Below are 20,601 nucleotides of genomic sequence, written 5' to 3'. Positions count from 1 at the left end.
AACCCATCGTGACGACGTGTCAGCACATCGCCGGGCGGTCGGCGGCCGGCGCGCGGTAGCCCGCGCGCCGAAACGCCCTCCCCCGCGGGCGCCCAAACGCCCGCCGTCCGGGTCCTTGCGGGGGGCCGGCAGCATGGCCCGTATGGACGCGCTGACCCACCTCGCCTCGTTCGCCCTGGTCGCCGGGCTGCTGACGATAATGCCCGGCCCGGATACCGCGATCGTGCTGCGGGCGGCGCTCGCGCGCGGGCCTCGGCACGGGTTCGCCACCGCGTTCGGCATAGGCTCCGGGACCCTGGTCTGGGGTGCCGCCGCGGCGGCCGGCGTCTCGGCCGTGCTGACCACTTCCCGGGTCGCCTATACGAGCCTGCGGATCGTCGGCGCCTGCTACCTGCTCTGGCTCGCCTACGGACTCCTGCGTGCCGCGTGGGTGAACCGGTACACCGACGTCGAGACCGCCCCGGTGGCCGGCGCGAAGGCCGCTCCGGGGTTGTGGTCCGCGTGGGGGCGCGGCGTGCTCACGTCGCTGACCAACCCCAAGGTGGGCGTCTTCTACATGGCGATGATCCCGCAGTTCATGCCCTCCGGCGCACCGCACCTCGCCTTCGGGATACTGCTCGCGCTGGTCCACGACATCGAGGGCATGGTGTGGTTCACGGCGATCATCCTCGGCGCGAACAGCCTGCGCGCGAAGCTCCGCCGCCCCCGCTTCCGCCGCACCCTCGACGCCACGACCGGCACCGTCATCGGCGCCTTCGGCATCGGCCTCGCCGCAACCGACGGCTGAGGCCGCACCGGGATCGACCCCGACCGCCCCCGACTCACCGGTCCAGCAGCGCCAGCACGTGTGCCCGGCCGCGGTCGGCGAAGGCCTTCTCCAGGGTTCTGCGGTCGGCCTCGGTGAACCGTCGGTACGGGCCGTCCTTGCCGTCGCGCCACCACAGTTCGTCGGTGCCGGTGTACCAGGCCTGGCGGACCAGGACTCGGGTCAGGATCTTGTTCGTGCTGGTCTGCGGGAGCGCCGCGGCGATCCGGATGTAGCGCGGGTGCCAGGCCCGGGACAGGTCCGACTGCGCCGCCAACCAGGCGGCGAACGCGGCCGGTTCGAAGCTCCCGCCCTCGCGCAGGACGAGGGCCGCCATCGCCTGGTCGCCCGCCGCCTCGTCGGGCACGCCGTACACCGCGGCCACCGCGACGTCCGGGTGTCGGGACAGGATCCGGGTGACCGGCGCCGCGCCGAAGTTCTCCCCGGCCACGCGCAGCCATTCGCCGCTGCGGCCGGCGAAGAAGACCAGGCCGTCCTCGGTGCGGTAGGCCAGGTCGCCGCTCCAATACCAGCCCTCGCGCATGCGCTGCGCGGTCGCCGCCGCGTTGTTGTAGTAACCCTCGAAGGCGCCCGCGCCGCCGATGTTGACCAGCTCGCCGACCGCGTCCTCGAGGTTGGTCATCCGGCCCTCGGCGTCGAAGGCCGCCGGCGGGCACTCCTCGCGGGTGTCCTGGTTCAGGATCCGGATGTCGCCGTTGGGCCGGCCCAACGCGCCCGGCGGCATGTCCGGGACCGGCACGAAGGACAGGCCGCCCTCGGTCGAGCCGAATCCGTCCCGCACCGTGCAGCCGAACCGCCGGGCGAAGCGCTCGACGTCCTGCGGCCCGCCCTCGTTGCCGAACACCCGGGTGAGCGGGTTGTCCGCGTCGTCGGGGCGCTCGGGTGTGGCCAGGATGTACGACAGCGGCTTGCCCACGTAGTTCGCGTAGGTGACCCCGAACCGCCGCACGTCGGGCAGGAAGCCGGACGCGGAGAACCGCGGTCGCAACACCAGTTCGGCCCCCGCGGCGACCGCCGGCGCCCAGCACGTGATGATCGCGTTGGAGTGGAAGAGCGGCATCGCGCAGTAGGCGACGTCCGCACCGGTGAGCCGTTCCATCGCCACCACGCTGGCCCCCTGCGAGGCGACCTTGCCCTGCGAGCAGATCACCGCCTTGGGGTGTCCGGTGGTCCCGGAGGTGAGGATCAGCATGAAGGTGTCGTCGGCGCTCGGCCGGTCGGCCGGCAGCTCGGCTCCCGCGTACGGCTCCAGTGCCGCCGCCCAGGACGCGTCGTCCACGCACAACAGCCGGTCCGCCGGGAAGTCCGGCGCCGCGGTGCGCAGCTGCTCCAGGTGCGCCGCGTCGGTGATCACGAGCGAGCAGTCCGTGTGATCGATGTCGCGGGCCAGTTCGGTGCCGACCCGGGTCGGGTTGAGCCCGACGATCACCGCACCGGACAGCGCCGCGGCGCCCAGGAGCAGCGGAAACTCCGGGACGTTCTCCAGCATCACCCCGATGTGCCACGGCCTGCCCTCGACCCGCAGGGCGCGCAGCAGGGCCGCCCGCCGCGCCGACTCGGCGACCACCTCGGCCCAGGACCAGGCCCGGTCCTCGTGGCGGAGCCCGGGTGCGGCATCCGCGGCCCGCTCTCGCAGCAGTACGTCCAGGGTGGCGCTCCAACGTCCCGACACGGCACGACTCCTGACGGACAGACACACCTACATGGCACGATCAAGCTTTCGCTTCGCAACCTAACCCGGGTGCGCGCGGATCGGAAGACGGCCAAGATCACAAGCGGACCGTGAGTGGCCTCGCTTGCCCACACGTGACGCGTCGGACAGATTGAAGCCGTACGCATCGGGGGAGGCAGGCATGGACATGAGTATGGATTCGGGCATACCAGGCAGAATTCGCAGCGCGCTTTTTCTTGATTTTGACAACATTTACAGCGGGCTGCGCGAGACGGATCGGGCTTCGGCGGAAATTTTCGCCCGGAAGCCGTCCCAGTGGTTGGAGTGGTTGGAGAACGAGGCGATCGAGCGTGGCCTGCGCCGATCGCTGCTCGTACGCAACTGTTACCTCAACCCGGTCATGCACGACCGTTACCGGGCCTTCTTCACGCGGTCGGCCTTTCGCGTGATCGACTGCCCGCCGCTGACGGGCCGGGGCAAGAACAGTGCGGACATCCACATGGTGATGGACGTACTGGACACGCTCCAGCACTCGACCCGGTTCGACGAGGTCATCATCATGAGCGCGGACGCGGATTTCACGCCCGTGCTGCTGCGTCTGCGCAGCCACGACCGGCGCACCATGGTGATCGCCAGCGGTCCGGCCGCCCAGGCGTACGTCGCCGCGGGCGACGTGGTGATCAGCGACCAGGAGTTCATCGAACGGGCGCTGCGCGACGAGATCGACGTCGCGCCGGCCGACGAGGGCGTGCGCGAGCAGGTGATGGCGCACGTGCGCGCGCAACTCGGCGGATCCGACGAGCCGATCGTGCTCGCGACGCTGGCCCACTCGGTGCTCCAGCAGGTCGGCCGGGAGCAGGTCACCCGCACCCGCTGGGGCGGCGCGACCACCTTCTCGTCCCTGCTCGAACTGATGCTGGAGCAGGGCGCCGACGAGAAGCTGCTGATCAGCCGGGTCCCGCCGGGTTACATCTACGACCGCACCCGACATCAGCCGCCCTCGGCCCGACCCAACGGCCAGGGTCGGATGGACCACGTGCGCGAACCGGTCCGCGACCTGATCGACCGGGTGGCCACGGTCACCGGAGCGCCTCGGCTCTCCCCCGAGGAGTACCAGGTGCTCTTCGAGGAACTGCACGCCGAGGTCAGCGAGAACGGCTTCCAGGGCAACCAGACCTCGGGCGCGGTCCGCGACCGGTGCGCCGAACGTATGCAGACGATCGCCCGCAAGGCCATCGCGTTCGTGACCACCGGGCTGGTCTACTCCGGCTACTGGTCCTCCACCGCCCACCCGGTCGCCTCCGCCGACGACCTCGCCGACGCCTTCCTCCGCAACGTCGAAACGCTGTGCGCCAACGCCCGCCTGTACCTCAACGACACCGAACGCACCCTCCTGGCCGAATGGCTGCACGGCACGCCCGCCCCGAACCGGACCACCTCCGACCTCACCGTCGTCCCGGGCCCCAACGGCGCATGACGAGACCGTGACGGGTGCGACCCACGCGCCGTACCCGTCACGAGGACGGCACCGCCGCCCGCGGCTCGGTGCAGCACGGCGAGCTCACCTCGATCACGATCGCATCGCACGCCGGCCGCTCCGCCGTACCGGTCCGCGAGTACAGCCGCAGTGCGTAGCGGCCTTCGGATCGCTCGCGATCAGGACCGCGAACTGCCCCGGCTCGCCCGCCCCGTCGAACGAGATCTCGAACCCACGCCCGCGCATGCCACCGCGCACCCTCTCGTACGCGTCCGGATGCAGGGCGCCCGCCGGCGGCACCGCGAAAACACCCCCGGCCCCGCATGAGCCCGCGTACTCATCGTGCGCCGGGCGGCCCTGGGTGACCGCCCGGTGCACGTCCGACCGGGCCTAGAACTGGCCGCGGCGGTACAGGCCGACCACGGCTGCGCCGCCGAGGCCGATGTTGTGGGTCAGGCCGACCTTGGCGTCGGCGACCTGGCGGGCGTCGGCCAGACCGCGCAGTTGCCAGCTGATCTCCGCGGCCTGGGCCAGGCCGGTGGCGCCGAGCGGGTGGCCCTTGGAGATCAGGCCGCCGGAGGGGTTGACCACCCAGCGACCGCCGTAGGTGGTGGCGCCCTCGGCGACCAGCTTGCCGCCCTCGCCCTCGCCGCACATGCCCAGCGCCTCGTAGGTGAGGATCTCGTTGATCGAGAAGCAGTCGTGCAGCTCGATCACGTCGACGTCCTCGATGCCCAGGCCGGACTCCTCGAAGACCTGCCGACCGGCGGCGGCCGACATCGGCTTGCCGACCACGTCGATGCACGTCTTCGAGGCGAAGCTCTCCTCGGTGTCGGTGGTCATCGACTGCGCCACGATCTCGATCGCCTGATCCTGGAGGCCGTGTTCGCGCACGAAGCGCTCGCTGACCACGAGCGCCGCGGCGGCGCCGTCCGAGGTGGGCGAGCACTGGAGCCGGGTGAGCGGCGCGTGGATCTCCTTGGCGCCGAGCACCTCTTCGAGCGAGTACTCGACCTGGAACTGTGCGTACGGGTTGTTCACCGAGTGCCGGTGGTTCTTCACGCCCACGTGTGCGATCTGCTCGGCGGTGGTGCCGTAGCGGGCCATGTGCTCGCGGGCCGCGTTGCCGAAGATCTGCGCGGTCGGCGGCGCGGTCATCGAGAACCCGTGCGCGTCGCCCATGATCTTGTAGTGCGCGGCGACCGGCGACGTGGAGAAGTCGCCCTCGCCGCCCCCGCCCAGCGAACCGCGCTTCATCTTCTCGAAGCCGATCGCGAGCACGCAGTCGTTCAGCCCGCCCGCGACGAACTGGCGGGCCATCATCAGCGCGGACGAGCCGGTCGCGCAGTTGTTGTTGACGTTGTAGACCGGGATCCCGGTCAGGCCCAGCTCGTACACCGCGCGCTGGCCGGCGGTGGACGCCTGGAAGCAGTAGCCGACCGGCGCCTGCTCGACCAGGTCGTAGCCGACGCCCGCGTCCGCCAGGGCCTTGTCGCCGGCCTCCTTGACCATGTCCCAGTACTGCCAGTCGCGGCTCTCCGGCTTCTCGAACTTGGTCATGCCCACGCCGACGATGAACGCCTTTTGTGCCATGTCGCGAACTCCCACTGAACAGATGAGGAAAGGAACCGAACGAACCAAGGAACCGAACGAACGGATTGAAACGAACGAAACGAGCGAACCGAACGAACCGAACCGAGCGAACGAAGGAAACGAACGAAGGAAACGAACCGAGCGAGGGAACGGACTACTTCTCCGTGGGCTGCGGGTCCCGCGGCAGCCCGAGGATGCGTTCGCCGACCACGTTGAGCTGGACCTGCGTGGTGCCGCCGGCGATGGTCAGGCAGCGGCTCATCAGGAACCCGAACGCGGCCTTTTGCCCCACCCCCTCGTCCACCGCGCCCAGCGGGCCGAGCAGTTCGAGGGACAGTTCGGACTCGCGCTGCTGATGCGGAGTGCCGACCAGCTTGCGCACCGAGGCACCGGCGCCGGGCTCCAGACCGGACAACCGGGCCAGCGTGGTGCGCAGTTCGATCAGGGCGAGCGAGGACGCTTCGGCCACCAGCGCGCCCAGCCGCTCGCGGAAGCCGCCGTCCACGAACTCGCCCGCCGGGCCGTTCACCGCCGCGACCAGGTTCGCGATGCCGGCGCCGAACGAGCTGCCCGCGCCCATGTGCACGCGCTCGTTGCCGAGCGTGTTGCGGGCCACCTGCCAGCCCTCGTCGACCTTGCCGACCACCATCTCGTCCGGCACGAAGAGGTCTTCGAGGAAGATCTCGTTGAACATCGCCAGGCCGCTGATCTCCTTGAGCGGCCGGATGTCCAGGCCCGCGGCGGCCATGTCCACGATGAAGTAGGTCAGCCCCTCGTGCTTGGGCTTGTCCGGCGAGGTGCGCGCAAGCAGGATGCCCCACTGCGACTCGCGGGCCCGCGAGGTCCACACCTTCTGGCCGTTGATCAGCCAGCCGCCCTCGGTCTTGGTCGCGCGGGTACTGATCGCCGCCAGGTCCGAGCCCGCGCCCGGCTCGGAGAACAGCTGGCACCACTGGATCTCGCCGCGCAGCGTCGGCGGCGCGAACCGCTCCTGCTGGGCCGCGGTGCCGTACGCGATCAGCGACGGGATCACCCAGTTGCCCATGGTGATGTCCGGCAGCCGCACGCCGAGCGACTTCATCTCCTGCTGGATCACCAGCTGCTCGACCGGCCCGGCGCCGATGCCGTACGGCTTGGGCAGGTACGGCGCGGCATAGCCCAGCGGGGCCAGCCGGGCCCGCTGCTCGGCGCCGGACTCGCCGGCCACCTCGGTCAGGATCGCCCGCGCGGTGTCGCGCAGGTTCTCCGCCTCCGGGGGCAGGTCCAGGACCAGCTCGCGGCGCGCCCCGGCGCTCGCCAGCTCGGTCACCCGCAACCGCCAGAACGCGGCGGGCCCGGCGTACTGCCGCAGGGTCAGCCCCCGGCGCAGGTAGATGTGCGCGTCGTGCTCCCAGGTGAAGCCGATCCCGCCGAGGATCTGCACGCAGTCCTTGGTGGTGGTGAAGGCCGCCTCGATCGCGTAGGTCGCCGCGATCGCCGCGGTCAGCGACCGGGTCGGCGCGTCCGAGCCCGCGTCGATCGCGCGCGCCGCGTCCCAGGTGACCGCGCGCGACTGCTCGACCCGCACCAGCATGTCCGCACACAGGTGCTTGATCGCCTGGAACTGACCGATCGGCCGGCCGAACTGCTCGCGCACCTTGGCGTATTCGGTCGCCGTGGTGAGCGCCCAGGCGGCCACTCCGCACGCCTCGGCGGACAGCAGTACGGCCGCGAGGTCGCGCGCCAGGTCCTCGTCCACGCCGCCGAGCACGCGCCCGGCCGGGACCACGGTGTCCACCGTGACCTCGGCGCTGCGCCGGGTCGGGTCCACGCTCTTGAGCGCCCGGACGCTCACCTGCGCGGCGTCCACGACCACGTACGCGGGCGTGCCGTCGGCCCGGCGTGCGGCCAGCACCAGCACGTCGGCGAGCGCGCCGCCCAGGATCGGCGTGGCCACCCCGCTCACCCGCAGGCCGCCCGCCTCCTCGGCCGCCACCACGGTGCCCGGGTTCGGCGCGACGGCGCCGATCAGGGTGCCGTCCGCCAGGCCCGGCAGCAGTTCCTTGGCCGCGTCGCCCCCGTCGGCCTGGATCAGTGCCGAGGCCAGCACGGTGGGCAGGAACGGGCCGGGCAGCATGCCCTGACCGGCCTGCTCCAGCGCCACGGCACTTTCCACCAGGCCGTAGCCCGCACCGCCGAACTCCTCCGCGACGTGCATGCCGAGCAGGCCCTGTTCGGCCAGGCCGGCCCAGTGGCCGGGCCGTTCCTCGGCCTCCGCCTCCAGCACCCGGCGCACCTCTCCGATGGGTGCGACACGTTGCACCCATCCGCGTACCGATTCCGCCAGGGAGCGGTGCTCCTCCGTGATGCCGATGGCCATATCGCGCCTTCCATGACTTCCGTGACTCGGTCCAGTACTTGCGATAGTAGAACCCGTTTCAATTAATCGGGAGACCGAAGTCGGTTCCGGGGCCCCGATGTGGCCCCCGACACGGTGCCGCGAAGCCGGCTGCGGCAGCATGGCGGCCCACGGTCGCACCGACCCGGTGCGACCGGCCCGGTCCGGCGGATGCTTGGTGGCCCCACGAGGACCGGATGCCGGTGGCCCACGAGCATTCGCCGAACGGACCGAGCGCGGCCTCGATCAAGGAGAACCCCAGGATGAGCACCATCGACCCCGCCGTGCGGGCCGCGTTCGAGGCCGCCACCGGATTCATGCCCGCGAACGAGGGCGACGCGCTGTACGCGGCGGCGACCGAGGCCGCCGAGGTCGGCCCGCTGGTCGAACTCGGCACCTACTGCGGGCGCTCGACGATCCTGCTCGCCGCGGCCGCCCGCGACGCGGGCACCGTGGTGGTCACCCTCGACCACCACCGGGGCTCCGAGGAGCAGCAGCCCGGCTGGGAGTACCACGATCCGACCCTGGTCGACCCCGAGGTCGGCGTGATGGACACGCTGCCGCGCTTTCGGCGCACGCTGTACCGCAGCGGCCTGGAGCCGTACGTGGTGGCCCTTGTCGGGCACAGCCGGGTGATCGCGCCGCTGTGGAACACGCCTGTGGGCCTGGTGTTCATCGACGGCGGGCACACCGACGAGCACGCCCAGGGCGACTACGAGGGCTGGGCACCGTACGTGGCGGTCGGTGGACTGCTGTTGATCCACGACGTGTTCCCGGATCCGGCCGACGGCGGCCAGGCGCCGTACCGGGTCTACCTGCGCGCGCTGGCGTCGGGCGCCTTCGAGGAACTGCCCGGCGACGGGTCGCTGCGGGTGCTGCGGCGGATCGCGCCGGGCATCTGAGCGGTGCGGCGGCCGAGCGGCGCCCGGGTCCGGGCCGAGCGGCCCGGCGGTCGCGCCGCCGTGTCCGTCACGCGGTGGCACATCCGGTCAAGAGTGATTCGAGCCTGATTCGATTCCCGAAAGCAATCGGATCCGGTCCCGCGCGGGTCCCATTTGCTGGGACAATGCCGATCCGGGGAAGGACGCGGGGGGATCTTGATGTCCGATCGACACGAGCACAACGACCGGCCCGGTGAACCCGCGGCGGACGGTGAACGGTTCGAGACCGTCTGGGACAGGGCGGCCAACGGCGGCGTGGGCGGCTGGGTGCGCCGCCGGGTCACCGCGGCGCCGACCGCGGTGAATCCGGACGTACCGCCGCGCCCGCACCACCAGCCGACCGCCCACCTTCCGGCCGCCGGCCCGCCGCGGCCGCCCGGGCAGCCCCGGCCGCCCGAGGACCAGGACACGGTGGACAATCCGGCCGCCCGCGGCGCGCCGGCCGGCCCGCCGCCACCGGCGTGGCCGGTTCCCGCTCCGCCGCCGACGCCCCGCCCGGACGTGCCGCCGAACGCATCGACGCCGCCCGCCGACTGGTTCCAGCACGAGCGCGGGCCCTCGCCGCTGCCCTCGGGCGGCACCTTCGCCGACGCGGCGCACACGCCCGTGCACGGTTACGGCATGCCGCCGGCACGCGACGTGCCCGCCGCGCCGGATTGGTACCGCGGCGCCACCCCGCCGCCGCCCGGACCGCTGTCGCCGGCCCCGCCCGGTCCCTCGTTCGAGCGCACGCTGCTGTTCATCGTGGTCGCCGTGGTGTTCGTCGCCGCGCTGGGCACGCTGTTCGCGTTGCGACCGTGGGAGGACGACAAGAAGACGCCGGCCGCGCACGGTTCGGAGAGCGCCGGGCAGTCCTCGACCGGCACGCCCGCGCCCTCCGGGACCGGCCCGGGCGAGCAGTCGGGCCTGCCCCCGGCCACGCCCCCGTCGCAGGGCTCGGCGGTGACCACCCCGCCGCCGACCACCGCCGCGCCGGACGCCCGCGCGCAGGCCGCCGCGCTGGACTCGCTGCTCTCGCGCAGCGGTTCGTCCCGGCAGTCGGTGATCGACGCGGTGAACAACGTCGGCTCCTGCTCGGCGCTGGCCGCGTCCCGTTCCGCGCTGCTCGACGCCGCCGCGCAACGCGATCAACTGGTCACCCAACTGGACGCGATGCGCTTCGACGGCGTTCCCGAACTGCAATCCGCCGCACCGACGTTGCGCACCGCGTGGACCGCGTCGGCCCGCGCCGACCGGGCCTTCGCCGCGTGGGCGCAGTCGGCCGCCGACTCGGGCTGTCCGGGCACCCGGTCGTTGTACGACGACGGCGCCACGATCAGCGCCGAGGCGTCCAGCGCGAAGAAGTCGTTCGTCGACACCTGGAACACCGTCGCGTCGCGCTACGGCCTCACGTCCAGGAGTGAACTTGACCTCTGACCGCCGCGACGACCGCGGCCGTCCCGACGACTCCGGCGACGCGTACTCCCGCTCCGGAGCCGGCTTCTTCGGCCACTCCGCCTCGCACGAGGAGCGGTTGGAGGCCGCGCGCGAGCGATTGCGCCGGCGCCGCCGGGTCACCCTGACCGTGCTCGCCCTCGCGCTCGCCGCAGCCGGGATCACCACGATCGCGGTGGCCTGGCCGAACGGACACGACACCGGCCGCACGGCCGCGGCGCATCCGCCGGCGAGCCCGACGACCACCGCCGCGCCGGAGGCCACACCCGATCCCGCGGCGGCCGGCGGCGTGCCGGCCCCGGCGTCGAGCACCCCACCGGATGGACAACAGCCGTCCACCGCACCGTCGATCGCCGCACCCGTCACCTCGCCCGGCCCGCCCGCGCCGCGCGCCGGGACCACCGGGCTTCCGCTGTCCGGTCGGGTGGTGATGATCGATCCGGGCCACAATCCGGGCAACGGCGGCCACTCTCGCGAGATCAACAAGCAGGTGTACGCGGGCGGGCTGACCAAGGAGTGCGACACCACCGGGACCGAGACCGACAAGGGCTACACCGAGGCCGAGTTCACCCTCGACGTGGCGCACCGGGCCAAACGCCTCCTGGAGGCCCAGGGCGCGACGGTGCTCTACACATGGGAGACCGAGGCGTGGGGTCCGTGCGTGAACGAGCGGGCGGCCCGCGGCAACACGGCCCGGGCGGACGCCATCGTGTCCATCCACGCGGACGGCGGACCGGCGAGCGGGCGCGGATTCCACGTCATCCTGCCCGCGTCGGTCAAGGACGCGAACATCGACACCACCCCGATCCTGGCCCCCTCGCGCGCGCTGGGCAGCACCCTGGCCGCCGCCTTCCGGGCGGCCACCGGCGCGAGCCCCGCAACCTACCTCGGCACCCAGGACGGCCTGGTCACCCGCACCGACCTCGGCGGGTTGAACCTGTCCACCCGACCCAAGGTGTTCATCGAATGCGGCAACATGCGCAACGCCACGGACGCCGCGCAGTTCACCGACCCGAACTGGCGCGAACGCGCCGCGTCCGGGATCGCGACGGGGATCACGGCCTATCTCCTGAAGGGGACGTGAGCCGCGGGTCGGCTGTCCCCTAGGGTCTTTCCGACCGTCCTCGTCGCGCACGCGCCGGTGACGGTCCCCGGTTCGCGGCGTCCACGCGCGCCATGCACCACCGGACGGTTCCCGGTCGGGCCACCGACCGCCGTGAGCCGCACGATCGGGCCCGGCGCGAGCCGTCCACGCACCGCACGTCGTCCGGCGCGCCCCGCGCCGTCGTCGACGTCACGTCCCCTCCGTACCTGTTAAGGAGAAACGTTGAACCGGAAAGGGATCACGAGGGGCGACGCGATCGTCATTCTCGCGATCGTCCTGATCTTCATCTTCTCGTTCTTCGATTACTACGAAGTCAGCGAATCGCTGCGCGGCAGCAGCGACGACGACAGCCTGTTCGACAGCGGCGGGCGCAGTCGAAGCCAGGGCTGGAACGCCTGGACGGTCAACTTCTATCCGCTGATGCCGGCCGTGGTGCTGGTGCCGCTGCTGGCCGCGCTGCTCCTGGTGATCGGCCGCTTCGTGGCCCAGCCGGACAGGCAGGCGCTCGGTCTGGCCCCGCGCCAGTGGGCGATCGCGTTCGGCGTCACCGGCGCGATCAGCGGCTTCTTCGCCCCGTTCGGGGCGGGCGGCGTGATCGGCGACATCGTCAAGGGTTCGGACTCGATCGACGCCGGACCCACCATCTTCGCCTGGCTGATGATGGTGGCCGGGCTCGTCGCGGCGCTCTTCCTGATCATCGGGGATCGCATCCCCAGCCTGGCCGCGCCGCTGTTCAGCCCGGTCCCGCAGCAGCCGTGGGGCTACCCGCCGCCGGGCGGCACCGGGGGTTACCCGGCCCCGGTCGACCCGAACACCGGCTACCCGCCGCCGAACGCCACCGGCGCCTACCCGCCGCCCGCCTACCCGGTTCCGGGCACGGGCACTGGCACGGGCGCGCCGATGGCCGGGGTGCCGGCCCACATGCCGCCCCCGGACGTCACCGGCGCGGGCACCGGCACCGGCACCGGCGGCGCATCGGTCGCCGGCGCGCAGCCGGCCGCGCCGGTTCGGGACGCGCAGGAGTTCGCGCAGTTCTGGTTCGCCGTTCCGGAGGCCCGGCCGCTGGCACCCGCCGAGGGCCTGTCCAAGGAGCCGGTGGCCACGCTGCAGACCGGCCAGTGGTACCTCGCGGTCGCCCCGCACCCGGGCGGCGTCCTGGTCGAGGCGGACGGCGTTCGAGGGGTCCTGAGCGACGTCTCCGGGATCCAGCGCGGAGAATGACGGTACGTCAGGCTCCGGTGCCGGTGCGGGCGACCGCACCGGCACCGGGCCGGGCCCAGCAGACGCACGGCAATTCCGAGCAGTACGAAAGCCCCGTCAGGGAGGAGCACGATGCCACGCAAAGGCGTCACCCGAGGTGATCTGATCGTCGCGGCGGCGGCGATCGGAGTTCTGGTCTTCTCGTTTCTCCCCTGGTACACGGTGACCGCCAAGGGCAAACAGATCACCGAGGGAAGCAAGGACTATTCGGCGTGGATCGGCGACTTCTCGCCGCTGGCCCCCGCCGTCGTCCTGCTGTCCTCGATCTCGCTGGTGCTGCTGCTGATCGGCCGGTTCACCTTCCGGCCCGGCTCGCCGCAGCCGACCGAGATCCAGTTCTGCGGACTCGCCTTTCGGCAGTGGGGCGTCGCGCTGGGCATCGCGGCGGCGTGGAGCGCGGTGTGGGCCCTGTTCGGCGCGGACGGCGGCTACGAGAAGTTGGCGCGCTTCGCGGAGAACTACGCCCGCACCAACGGCGACACGCAGGCGACCGTGGAGGCCGGACACGGCTGGGGCGCATGGGGGTTGGCGGGCTTCGCCGTGCTCCAGGCGCTGCTGCTGTTGACGGTCGACCGGATCGGCGGGCTGAACGCCCCGCTGGTGCGCCCGCGCGAGAACAATTGGCAGGGCTACCCCGGCGGTGGCTTCCCCGGCGCTCCCGGCGGGTACCCGCCCGGCCCTCCCGGCACCGGTGGTTTCCCGATCCCGCCGCCCGTCGCGCCGCCGGTCTACGGGCCGTCGGGCAACACTCCCCCGCCGCAGACGCCGCCGATGCAGCCGCCCGCGGTACAGCCGCCGGTGCTGCTGTTCAAGCAGGACGACGCCCCGGAACCGGCCGCACCCGTCGGGGAGCAGGCACCCGCCGCGCCGGAGTCCGGCGATCCGGGCACGTTCGAGCAGTACTGGCTGGCCGTGCCCGAACCGAGGCCGCTGCACCCGCTGGACCACGCCGGTGACGCGGTGGCCACCCTGCACCCCGGTGTGTGGTATCTCGCAGTGGGCGTGCGAGACGGCGGCATCGTCATCGATATCGACGGTCTACAGGGCGTGTTGACCGATCTGACGGGTATTCAGCGGGGCGAATAGACATCTTCGAAAAAATGCCCCCATACGGCGCGTCGCGTGGGGTCGGGGTACAGATCGTTCCCCCGTCTGGCACAGTGTCCCCGGACCAATGCACCGGGGACGCGCGGGGGCGACGTCGGTGGCACGACTTGGGTCGCCCCCGTACGCTGTCGGCGCCCATCCCCCTCGGGAGGAGTATTAGTGGACGTCAGAAAGCTTTCGCGTGGCGACGCGGTCATCGGGGTCGCCGCCGTGCTCATCTTCATCTTCTCGTTCTTCGACTACATCGGCGTCAAGGGCGATGTGCCTCGGGGCTTCGACGGCAGCTGGAGCGCGTGGTCGGGCACCATGGCACCGGTCATCTTCGCGGTCGTGCTGACCCCGATCATCGCCGCCGCGCTGTTCATCCTCGGCGGGCTGCTGCCGCAACTGCGCGACCGGCAGATCCTCGGTCTGACCGCTCGCCAGTGGGCGCTGCCGCTCGCGGTGGTCTCGCCGATCAACGCCCTGTGGTCGATCGGCCGCGCCTCCGACGGCCTGGAGATGAAGGCCGGCGGCATCCTCATCGTCCTGCTGGTCCTCGTGCTCAGCGGTGCCCTGATCGCCACCTCGCTGGTGCCCGCCCTCCAGGCGCCGCTGCTCGGCGCCGGTGGTCCGAGCGCGGCCCCGCAGGGGCAGTACGGCGGCCCGCAGGGTCAGCAGCAGTTCGGCGGCGCGCCCTACGGCGGCCCGCAGGGTCCGCAGGCCGGCCAGGGTCCGCAGTCGTACGGCGGCGCCCCGCAGCCGGGCGGCTTCGGCGGCCCGGCTCCGCAGGGTCCGCAGGGTCCGCAGGGTGGCTTCGGCGGTCCCGGCCCGCAGGGTCCGCAGGGTCCCGGCGGCATGCAGCAGCCCGCCCCGGGCGGTGCGCCCGGTGGCGCCCGCGCGCCGTTCCAGCCCTTCTGGTTCTCGGTGCCGGACTCGCGCCCGATGCTGGACGAGCACACCAACCAGGAGAAGGGCGTCCTGAACACGGGCGTCTGGTACCTGGCGGTGGCCGAGCACCCCAACGGCCTGCTGGTCGAGGTCGACAACGTGCGCGGCGTGCTTCAGAACACGATCGGTATCCAGCGCTCGTGACACCGGTGCTCCCGAGGAACCGGTAGTACCGAGACACCGCGACTCGGCAACACGACAGGGCGTCGTCCACCCGGACGGCGCCCTTTCGCGTGCCCGGAAAGCGGTTCGAGCCGGCGCCACGGCCGGGTCCCGGGGGAGTCGGCCTCCCAAGAAAGTAAAACGTGTTCTAGTCTGCGGAGGCGATTCGCCGTGCTACTCCGTGGAGGTAACGCCATGAGGCTGGGTCTGACGTTCGGGTACTGGGGCCGAGGCCCGTCCGCCGACTTCGTCGAGTTGGCGCAAAAGGCCGAGCAGCTCGGGTTCGACGCGGTGTGGACCGCCGAGTCCTGGGGGTCGGACGCCTTCACGCCGCTGACCTGGATCGCCGCCCACACCTCGCGGATCAAGCTGGGCACCGCGGTGACCCAGATGACCGCGCGCACACCCACCGCGACCGCGATGCACGCGCTGACCCTGGACCACCTCTCCGCGGGCCGGATGATCCTGGGCCTGGGGCTCTCCGGCCCGCAGGTGGTCGAGGGCTGGTACGGGCGGCCGTTCCCGAAGAGCCCGCTGACCTTCACCCGCGAATACGTGGACGTCATCCGCCAGGTGTTGCGCCGCGAGGGACCGGTGGTCGCCGAGGGCCGATACGCCCGACACCCGTACACGGGCGAGGACGGCAGCGGACTGGGCAAGCCGCTCAAGTCGATCACCCACCCGCTGCGCGCCGACCTGCCGATCTTCCTCGGCGCGGAGGGGCCCAAGAACGTACACCTGACCACGCGGATCGCGGACGGATGGTTGCCGCTGCACTGGGCCCCGACCCGGCCCGAGGTGTACGCGGACGCGCTGCGCGACAAGCCGGCCGGCTTCCGGATCGCGCCGATGGTGCAGGTGGCCCTCGGCGACGACGTGGAGCAGGCGATGTACCCGATCAAGGCGGCGATGGGCTTCTACGTCGGCGGGATGGGCGCGAAGAACAAGAACTTCCACGCGGACCTGATGCGCCGGTTCGGCTACGCGGACGAGGCAAACCGGATCCAGGAGTTGTTCATGGCCGGCAAGCGGGACGAGGCGATCGCCGCCGTCCCGAGCGCCTTCGTCGACGAGATCGCCCTGGTCGGGCCGGCCGCGCGCATCCGCGAGCGGTTCGCCGTCTGGGCCGCCGACCCGCACGTCACCGACATGATCGTCACCACCCGCAACCACGCCGCCCTCGAACTGCTCGCCGAACTCGCGAGTTGACGTCGACCGGCGACCCGGCCGGCACCGACCGGGTCGCCGGCCGGGCGCCGGCCCCGCCGGTTCGTCGTGGCGGGTCCGGCCGCGCGGGCGGTGCTACGGCAGCGGGGCCATGCACAGTTCCTGATTGCGGGAGGGCAGCGGGTAGTAGACCGGGGACCGGCCGGGGCAACTGGTGGCGTTCGCGGCGGCCAACGGGTGCACCTCGTCGATCCGCAGGCGGGCCGGGCGATCCTGCGGCAGCGGGCCCTCGCACGGCACCAGCGAGGCCAGGAAGGCCCATTGCCGGCCGTCGCGCGTCTCCGCGGGCACACACTCGCCCGGCCGGAAGATCCGTTCCAGACACAGCGCGGCCACGCCGGGGGTCGCCGGCCAGCGACTGCGCCCGTCGGTGTTCATGCAGTCCGTCGTACCGCCTCCGGCCGAGGTGCGCGCCAACACCCGCTGCCGGGCCGCCGGATCCTCACAGGGCAGCGTGCGGAGCGCGGCGGGCCGCCACCCGGGCGTGCCGTCGCTCGCGAAGTCCACGCAGCCGCCCACCTGTGTGCTCGCCACGAAGGCCGCGGTCGGGTCGGCGGGCGAGCCGGACGCACGGGTGTCGTCGGCCGCGCCCGCCTTGCCCCGATCCCGGTCCCCGCGCCCGCGTTCGTAGGCGACGCCCCCGAACAGGCCGCCCACCAGAGCGATCACCACGAGCGCGGCGACCAGCAGCCAACCGGCCCCGCCGGCCTCGTGCGGCTCGCGCGGGACGGGGAGGTCGTACCTGTCCGGCCGATCGTCGCTGTCGTCGATGCGCGGCACCATCGCCTCGACGATCCGGGCCAGTTGCATCGTCTCGGCGGCGGCCGACGGCTCCGCGGCGGCGGAGCCGGCCGCGTCGGTCCGGTTCGGCCCGGGCTTCGCCGGCTCGGCCGGGTGCGCCTCGGCCCTCGCAGGTCCGGCCGGGTCCGGCCGGCGGGTCGCATCCGCCGCCGGCTCGATCGCCGCCGCGGGTCCGGTCGGCTTCACCGGGCCGACCTTGTCACCGAGCGAACCACCGTGCGCGGAGCCGCCCTTCGCGGAGCCGCCGCCGGCCGGATCGCCGAATCGATCGGCGAGCGGCACGGTGGGCGGGTCACCGACCAGGCGCCCACGCCGGTGGTACGCGTCGATCAGCTCCATCGCGGGCGCCGGCAGCCAGGCGGCGGCGCCGTACGCCCCTCGGCGATCGGCCGAGTCCGCGGCCACCTCGTCGAGCAGCGCACGCGGCGTCGGCCGATCCTCCGGTTCCCGAGTCAGACAGGAGCGGATCAGCTCGATCAACTCGTCCGGCACATCCGTCAGTTCCGGCTCACCCGCGGCCACGCTGCGCCGGGTCTCCGCCTCGCCCGTACCGGAGTGCGGCGGCCGTCCGGTCGCCGCGAAGCACAGCAGCGCGCCGAGCGCGTAGACATCGGACGCCGGCCCCGGCTCCTCGCCGCGGGCCTGCTCCGGGGCGAGGTATCCGGGCGCGGCGAGCGGGTTGCCCGCGCCCTCGATCCCGAATCCGGTCACCCGCGGGCCGTCCGAGGCCACCACGATCTGGGCCGGGCGCAGATCGCCGTGCACGAGCGAGGCCTGATGAATCGTCACCAGCCCCTCGGCGATCCCGCCGGCGAGCCACCGCACCGCATCCGGGGGCAGCGGACCGCACGAGATCACCAGGTCCGCGAGCGACGGCGCGGGCACATACACCGAGGCCACCCACGGATTGCGGGTCGCGCCACCGGCGGAGATCACCTCGACCACGCCCGGCCCGCGCACCTTCTGCGCGCGCTTGATGCCGCGCTGCTCGCCGTACAACATCCGCACGGCCATCGGCCGCCCGGCACCGGTGCGCGCGAGATACACCCAACCGGGGCTGCCGGCGCCCAGCAATCCCACCACCGTATAGGGACCTATCCGATCCCCCGGCTCCAACCCAGCCGCCATGCCCACCCTCGTCACGCGAGTCGCCCAGCCCCCACGCGAACCCTATTGCCGCCACAACCACCACCGACAACCGAGTACACGACCCCCGATCACCAGCCCAACCGACCCCACCCACACCTACCCGACAATCCCGAATCAACCCCCTACCCCACCCACACCAAGCCCCTCACCCCACCCAGAGCGAATTCCCAACCCACCAGGCCGACTCCCCCGGCCCGCCCAGCCAAACTCCCCGGCCCGCCAGACAAACTCCCCAGCCCACCCGACCCAAGTTCTTCAGCCCGCCCAGGCCAAATCCTTCAACCCGCCCAGGCCAACTCCCCCAGCCCGTCCGGCGCTTGAGAACAAGCAGGAAATCCGACCCAACACACCCAAGGCACTCGAAACCTCAGCCCGTCCGGCGCTTGAGGACACCCGGCGAGGCCGCCCCCAGCCGGGCCCGGCCCAAGGCAACACCGCAACGCCCCCACCCGGGCAACCCAATTCAGCCCGTCCGGCGCTTGAGGACAACCCTCTCAGCCCACCCGGCACGTGAGACCCGCGCTTGAGGACAGCCCGCCCAGCCCGTCCCCCGATTGAGGACAACCCCTACAGCTCGTCCGGCGACTGAGGACCCCAGGCTCAAACCCCGTCCACACACAGCTCCGAACCACACCGCACCTGCGCCGGATCCAGCCCGACCGGCAACCCGTCACCCTCGAACGCCGAGACCGCACCGCCGAACACCGCCGTCGTGGCCGGCTCCCCACCCAGCACGGCGGTGGCCAGGATCATCGCGCCCGCCGTCCACGCGGTTCGCTCCACCGGCCAGATCGCATCGTCCTCGAACACGTACCCGGTCCAGTACAGACCGTCCTCGTGCCGCAGCCGCTGGATCCACGAGACGATCTCGACCGCCCGGTCGCTCTGCCCCAACGCCCACAACGCGATGGCCAGTTCGCAGCTCTCCGCACCGGTCACCCAGGGCCGGTCCGAGACGCACCGCACGCCCAGGTCCGGCACCACGAAGGTGTCCCAGCCGTCCTTGATCCGCTCGTCCGCCGCCGGCCCCCGCAGCGCGGTGCCCAGGACCGGGTAGTACCAGTCCATCGAGTAGCGGTTCTTGTCCAGGAACCGCTCGGGGTGCGACAACACCGCATGGCCCAACCGGCCCGCGGCCAACTCCCAGTCCGGCTGCGGCTCGCCGAGGTGCTCGGCGATCGCCAGCGCACAGCGCAGCGCCTGGTACATGCTCGCCGACCCGGTGAGCAGCGCGTCCGGCACCGCCACCCCACGCTCGTCGCGCTTCCAGCGGATCTCCCCGCCGGGCGCCTGCAGGTCCAGGATGAAGCCCATCGCCGCGCGCAGCTGCGGCCACATCCGGACCAGGAACTCCTCGTCCCCGGTGAGCAGATGGTGGTGCCACAGGCCGACCGCGAGGTAGGCCGTGAAGTTGGCCTCCTTGTTGCGGTCGGTCACCGCACCGTCCACGTAGGCGGCGTACCACGAGCCGTCCGGCTCCTGGCGACTCGCCAGCCAGCGATACGCCCGCTCGGCCTCGTCGTGCCGGCCGGCCACGTCGAGCGCCATCGCGGCCTCGGTGTGGTCCCACGGGTCCAGGTGTCCGCCGACGAACCACGGGATCGACCCGTCCGGCCGCTGCACGGCGGCGATCCCGTCGATCGTCTCGGCCACCTGATCGAGCGTCAACACGCCTTCCAGGGCCAGCAGTTCGAGCGCGGGCTCGGAGCCGCGCCGGCGGCCCGCGAGGCTCATGCGCTCGCCCCGGCGAGGTCCGTGTCCGCGCCGTCGGCACCGGCCGCGGTCTCCCCGGTCGGCCGGGGCTTGGTCGCGTAGACCACCAGGCTCTTCCCGATCAGCGGGTCCAGCGCCTTCTCGGCGAGGCGGGTGGCCAGCGGGCGCTTCATGATGTCCCACACCAGGAGCTTGTGCCAGGCCCGGACCGGGAGCGCCTTGTCGTTGTCCACGCCCACCGCGCACTTGATCCACCAGTACGGCGAGTGCAGCGCGTGCGTGTGGTGGGTCCCGTACGGCCGGAGCCCGGCCTCGCGGATCCGGGCCTCGAACTCGTCGCCCTTGTAGATCCGGATGTGTCCGCCCTCGACCTCGTGGTACGCGTCCGACAGCGCCCAGCAGATCTTCTCCGGCCCGTAGCGCGGCACGGTCATCGCGGCCAGGCCGCCGGGCTTGAGCACCCGGAACAGCTCGTTCAGCACACCCTTGTCGTCCGGGATGTGTTCGAGCACCTCGGAGATGATCACCCGGTCGAAGCTGTCGTCCGGGAACGGCAGCGCGAGCGCGTCCCCGACCAGCGCCTCGGCCCGCGCGCCCTCGGGCACCTCGCCGGCGGCCAGCATCGAGGCGAACATCGCGTCCACCTCGGCGATGTCCTTGGCGTTCCGGTCGAGCGCGACCACGTCGGCGCCGCGCCGGTATGCCTCGAAGGCGTGCCGGCCGCCACCACAACCCATGTCCAGGACCCGATCCCCCGGGGCCAGGGGAAAGCGGGAGAAATCCACGGTGAGCAAGTCGGCGACTCCGTCTCGTATTGCGCGAACCGG

General features: G+C 72.2%; 16 protein-coding genes. 10 read left to right on the top strand and 6 right to left on the bottom strand.

Going from position 1 to position 20,601, the window contains the following annotated elements; all coding sequences use genetic code 11:
* The first annotated feature begins 142 nt into the window (after positions 1–142).
* Positions 143–787, top strand: coding sequence for a LysE family translocator (locus tag ACFZBU_RS02365; RefSeq protein WP_391581565.1), 645 nt, complete (start codon positions 143–145; stop codon positions 785–787).
* A 34-nt stretch (positions 788–821) separates the two neighbouring features.
* Here ACFZBU_RS02365 and ACFZBU_RS02360 read toward each other — a convergent pair whose 3' ends face one another.
* The gene (locus ACFZBU_RS02360) at positions 822–2,498 is read right to left on the bottom strand and encodes a long-chain-fatty-acid--CoA ligase (protein ID WP_391581564.1); all 1,677 of its coding nucleotides are present in this window, start codon (positions 2,496–2,498) and stop codon (positions 822–824) included.
* A 181-nt stretch (positions 2,499–2,679) separates the two neighbouring features.
* On the opposite strand from ACFZBU_RS02360, the gene ACFZBU_RS02355 reads away from it, so the two are divergent.
* Together ACFZBU_RS02355 and ACFZBU_RS02350 are read left to right on the top strand one after the other, a co-directional pair.
* Positions 2,680–3,975 (top strand): NYN domain-containing protein, encoded by a 1,296-nt coding sequence (locus ACFZBU_RS02355; RefSeq protein WP_391581563.1) that lies wholly within the window; start codon positions 2,680–2,682, stop codon positions 3,973–3,975.
* Positions 3,976–3,989: 14 nt separating this feature from the next.
* On the top strand, positions 3,990–4,133 hold the full coding sequence (locus ACFZBU_RS02350; RefSeq protein WP_391581562.1) for a hypothetical protein: 144 nt from the start codon (positions 3,990–3,992) through the stop codon (positions 4,131–4,133).
* Positions 4,134–4,365: 232 nt separating this feature from the next.
* Here the strand turns inward: ACFZBU_RS02350 and ACFZBU_RS02345 are convergent, their stop codons facing one another.
* Together ACFZBU_RS02345 and ACFZBU_RS02340 are read right to left on the bottom strand one after the other, a co-directional pair.
* The gene (locus tag ACFZBU_RS02345; RefSeq protein WP_391581561.1) at positions 4,366–5,568 is read right to left on the bottom strand and encodes a lipid-transfer protein; all 1,203 of its coding nucleotides are present in this window, start codon (positions 5,566–5,568) and stop codon (positions 4,366–4,368) included.
* A 154-nt stretch (positions 5,569–5,722) separates the two neighbouring features.
* The gene (locus tag ACFZBU_RS02340) at positions 5,723–7,927 is read right to left on the bottom strand and encodes an acyl-CoA dehydrogenase (protein ID WP_391581560.1); all 2,205 of its coding nucleotides are present in this window, start codon (positions 7,925–7,927) and stop codon (positions 5,723–5,725) included.
* Positions 7,928–8,208: 281 nt separating this feature from the next.
* Here ACFZBU_RS02340 and ACFZBU_RS02335 point away from each other — a divergent pair, with 281 nt between their 5' ends.
* From ACFZBU_RS02335 to ACFZBU_RS02305, 7 genes are all read left to right on the top strand, one after another.
* On the top strand, positions 8,209–8,847 hold the full coding sequence (locus ACFZBU_RS02335) for a class I SAM-dependent methyltransferase (protein ID WP_391581559.1): 639 nt from the start codon (positions 8,209–8,211) through the stop codon (positions 8,845–8,847).
* Positions 8,848–9,045: 198 nt separating this feature from the next.
* Entirely contained in the window at positions 9,046–10,302 is a 1,257-nt protein-coding gene (locus ACFZBU_RS02330; protein WP_391581558.1) for a hypothetical protein, read from the top strand.
* A complete protein-coding gene (locus ACFZBU_RS02325; protein ID WP_391581557.1) occupies positions 10,292–11,404 on the top strand; it encodes an N-acetylmuramoyl-L-alanine amidase in 1,113 nt (370 codons plus the stop codon). The genes ACFZBU_RS02330 and ACFZBU_RS02325 overlap by 11 nt, the downstream gene beginning before the upstream one ends.
* 243 nt (positions 11,405–11,647) lie before the next feature.
* Entirely contained in the window at positions 11,648–12,646 is a 999-nt protein-coding gene (locus ACFZBU_RS02320; protein WP_391581556.1) for a hypothetical protein, read from the top strand.
* A 111-nt stretch (positions 12,647–12,757) separates the two neighbouring features.
* Entirely contained in the window at positions 12,758–13,771 is a 1,014-nt protein-coding gene (locus ACFZBU_RS02315; RefSeq protein WP_391581555.1) for a hypothetical protein, read from the top strand.
* A gap of 180 nt (positions 13,772–13,951) precedes the next feature.
* Positions 13,952–14,866: a hypothetical protein gene (locus ACFZBU_RS02310; protein WP_391581554.1), complete on the top strand. Its 915-nt coding sequence runs from the start codon at positions 13,952–13,954 to the stop codon at positions 14,864–14,866.
* Positions 14,867–15,079: 213 nt separating this feature from the next.
* Positions 15,080–16,093, top strand: a complete 1,014-nt coding sequence (locus ACFZBU_RS02305) for an LLM class F420-dependent oxidoreductase (RefSeq protein WP_391581553.1) — start codon at positions 15,080–15,082, stop codon at positions 16,091–16,093.
* A 93-nt stretch (positions 16,094–16,186) separates the two neighbouring features.
* Here the strand turns inward: ACFZBU_RS02305 and ACFZBU_RS02300 are convergent, their stop codons facing one another.
* From ACFZBU_RS02300 to ACFZBU_RS02290, 3 genes are all read right to left on the bottom strand, one after another.
* Complete coding sequence (locus ACFZBU_RS02300) at positions 16,187–18,040, bottom strand: serine/threonine protein kinase (RefSeq protein ID WP_391581552.1); 1,854 nt, start codon at positions 18,038–18,040, stop codon at positions 16,187–16,189.
* A 621-nt stretch (positions 18,041–18,661) separates the two neighbouring features.
* The gene (locus ACFZBU_RS02295) at positions 18,662–19,795 is read right to left on the bottom strand and encodes a prenyltransferase (protein WP_391581551.1); all 1,134 of its coding nucleotides are present in this window, start codon (positions 19,793–19,795) and stop codon (positions 18,662–18,664) included.
* Positions 19,792–20,568, bottom strand: coding sequence for a class I SAM-dependent methyltransferase (locus ACFZBU_RS02290; protein WP_391581550.1), 777 nt, complete (start codon positions 20,566–20,568; stop codon positions 19,792–19,794). Before ACFZBU_RS02290 ends, ACFZBU_RS02295 begins: the two co-directional genes overlap by 4 nt.
* Positions 20,569–20,601: the final 33 nt, after the last annotated feature.

Source organism: Embleya sp. NPDC008237, from assembly GCF_042956465.1.
Lineage (GTDB): Bacteria > Actinomycetota > Actinomycetes > Streptomycetales > Streptomycetaceae > Embleya.
Note: the sequence above shows the minus strand (reverse complement) of the source record. Positions and strands in the feature narration are given on the sequence as shown.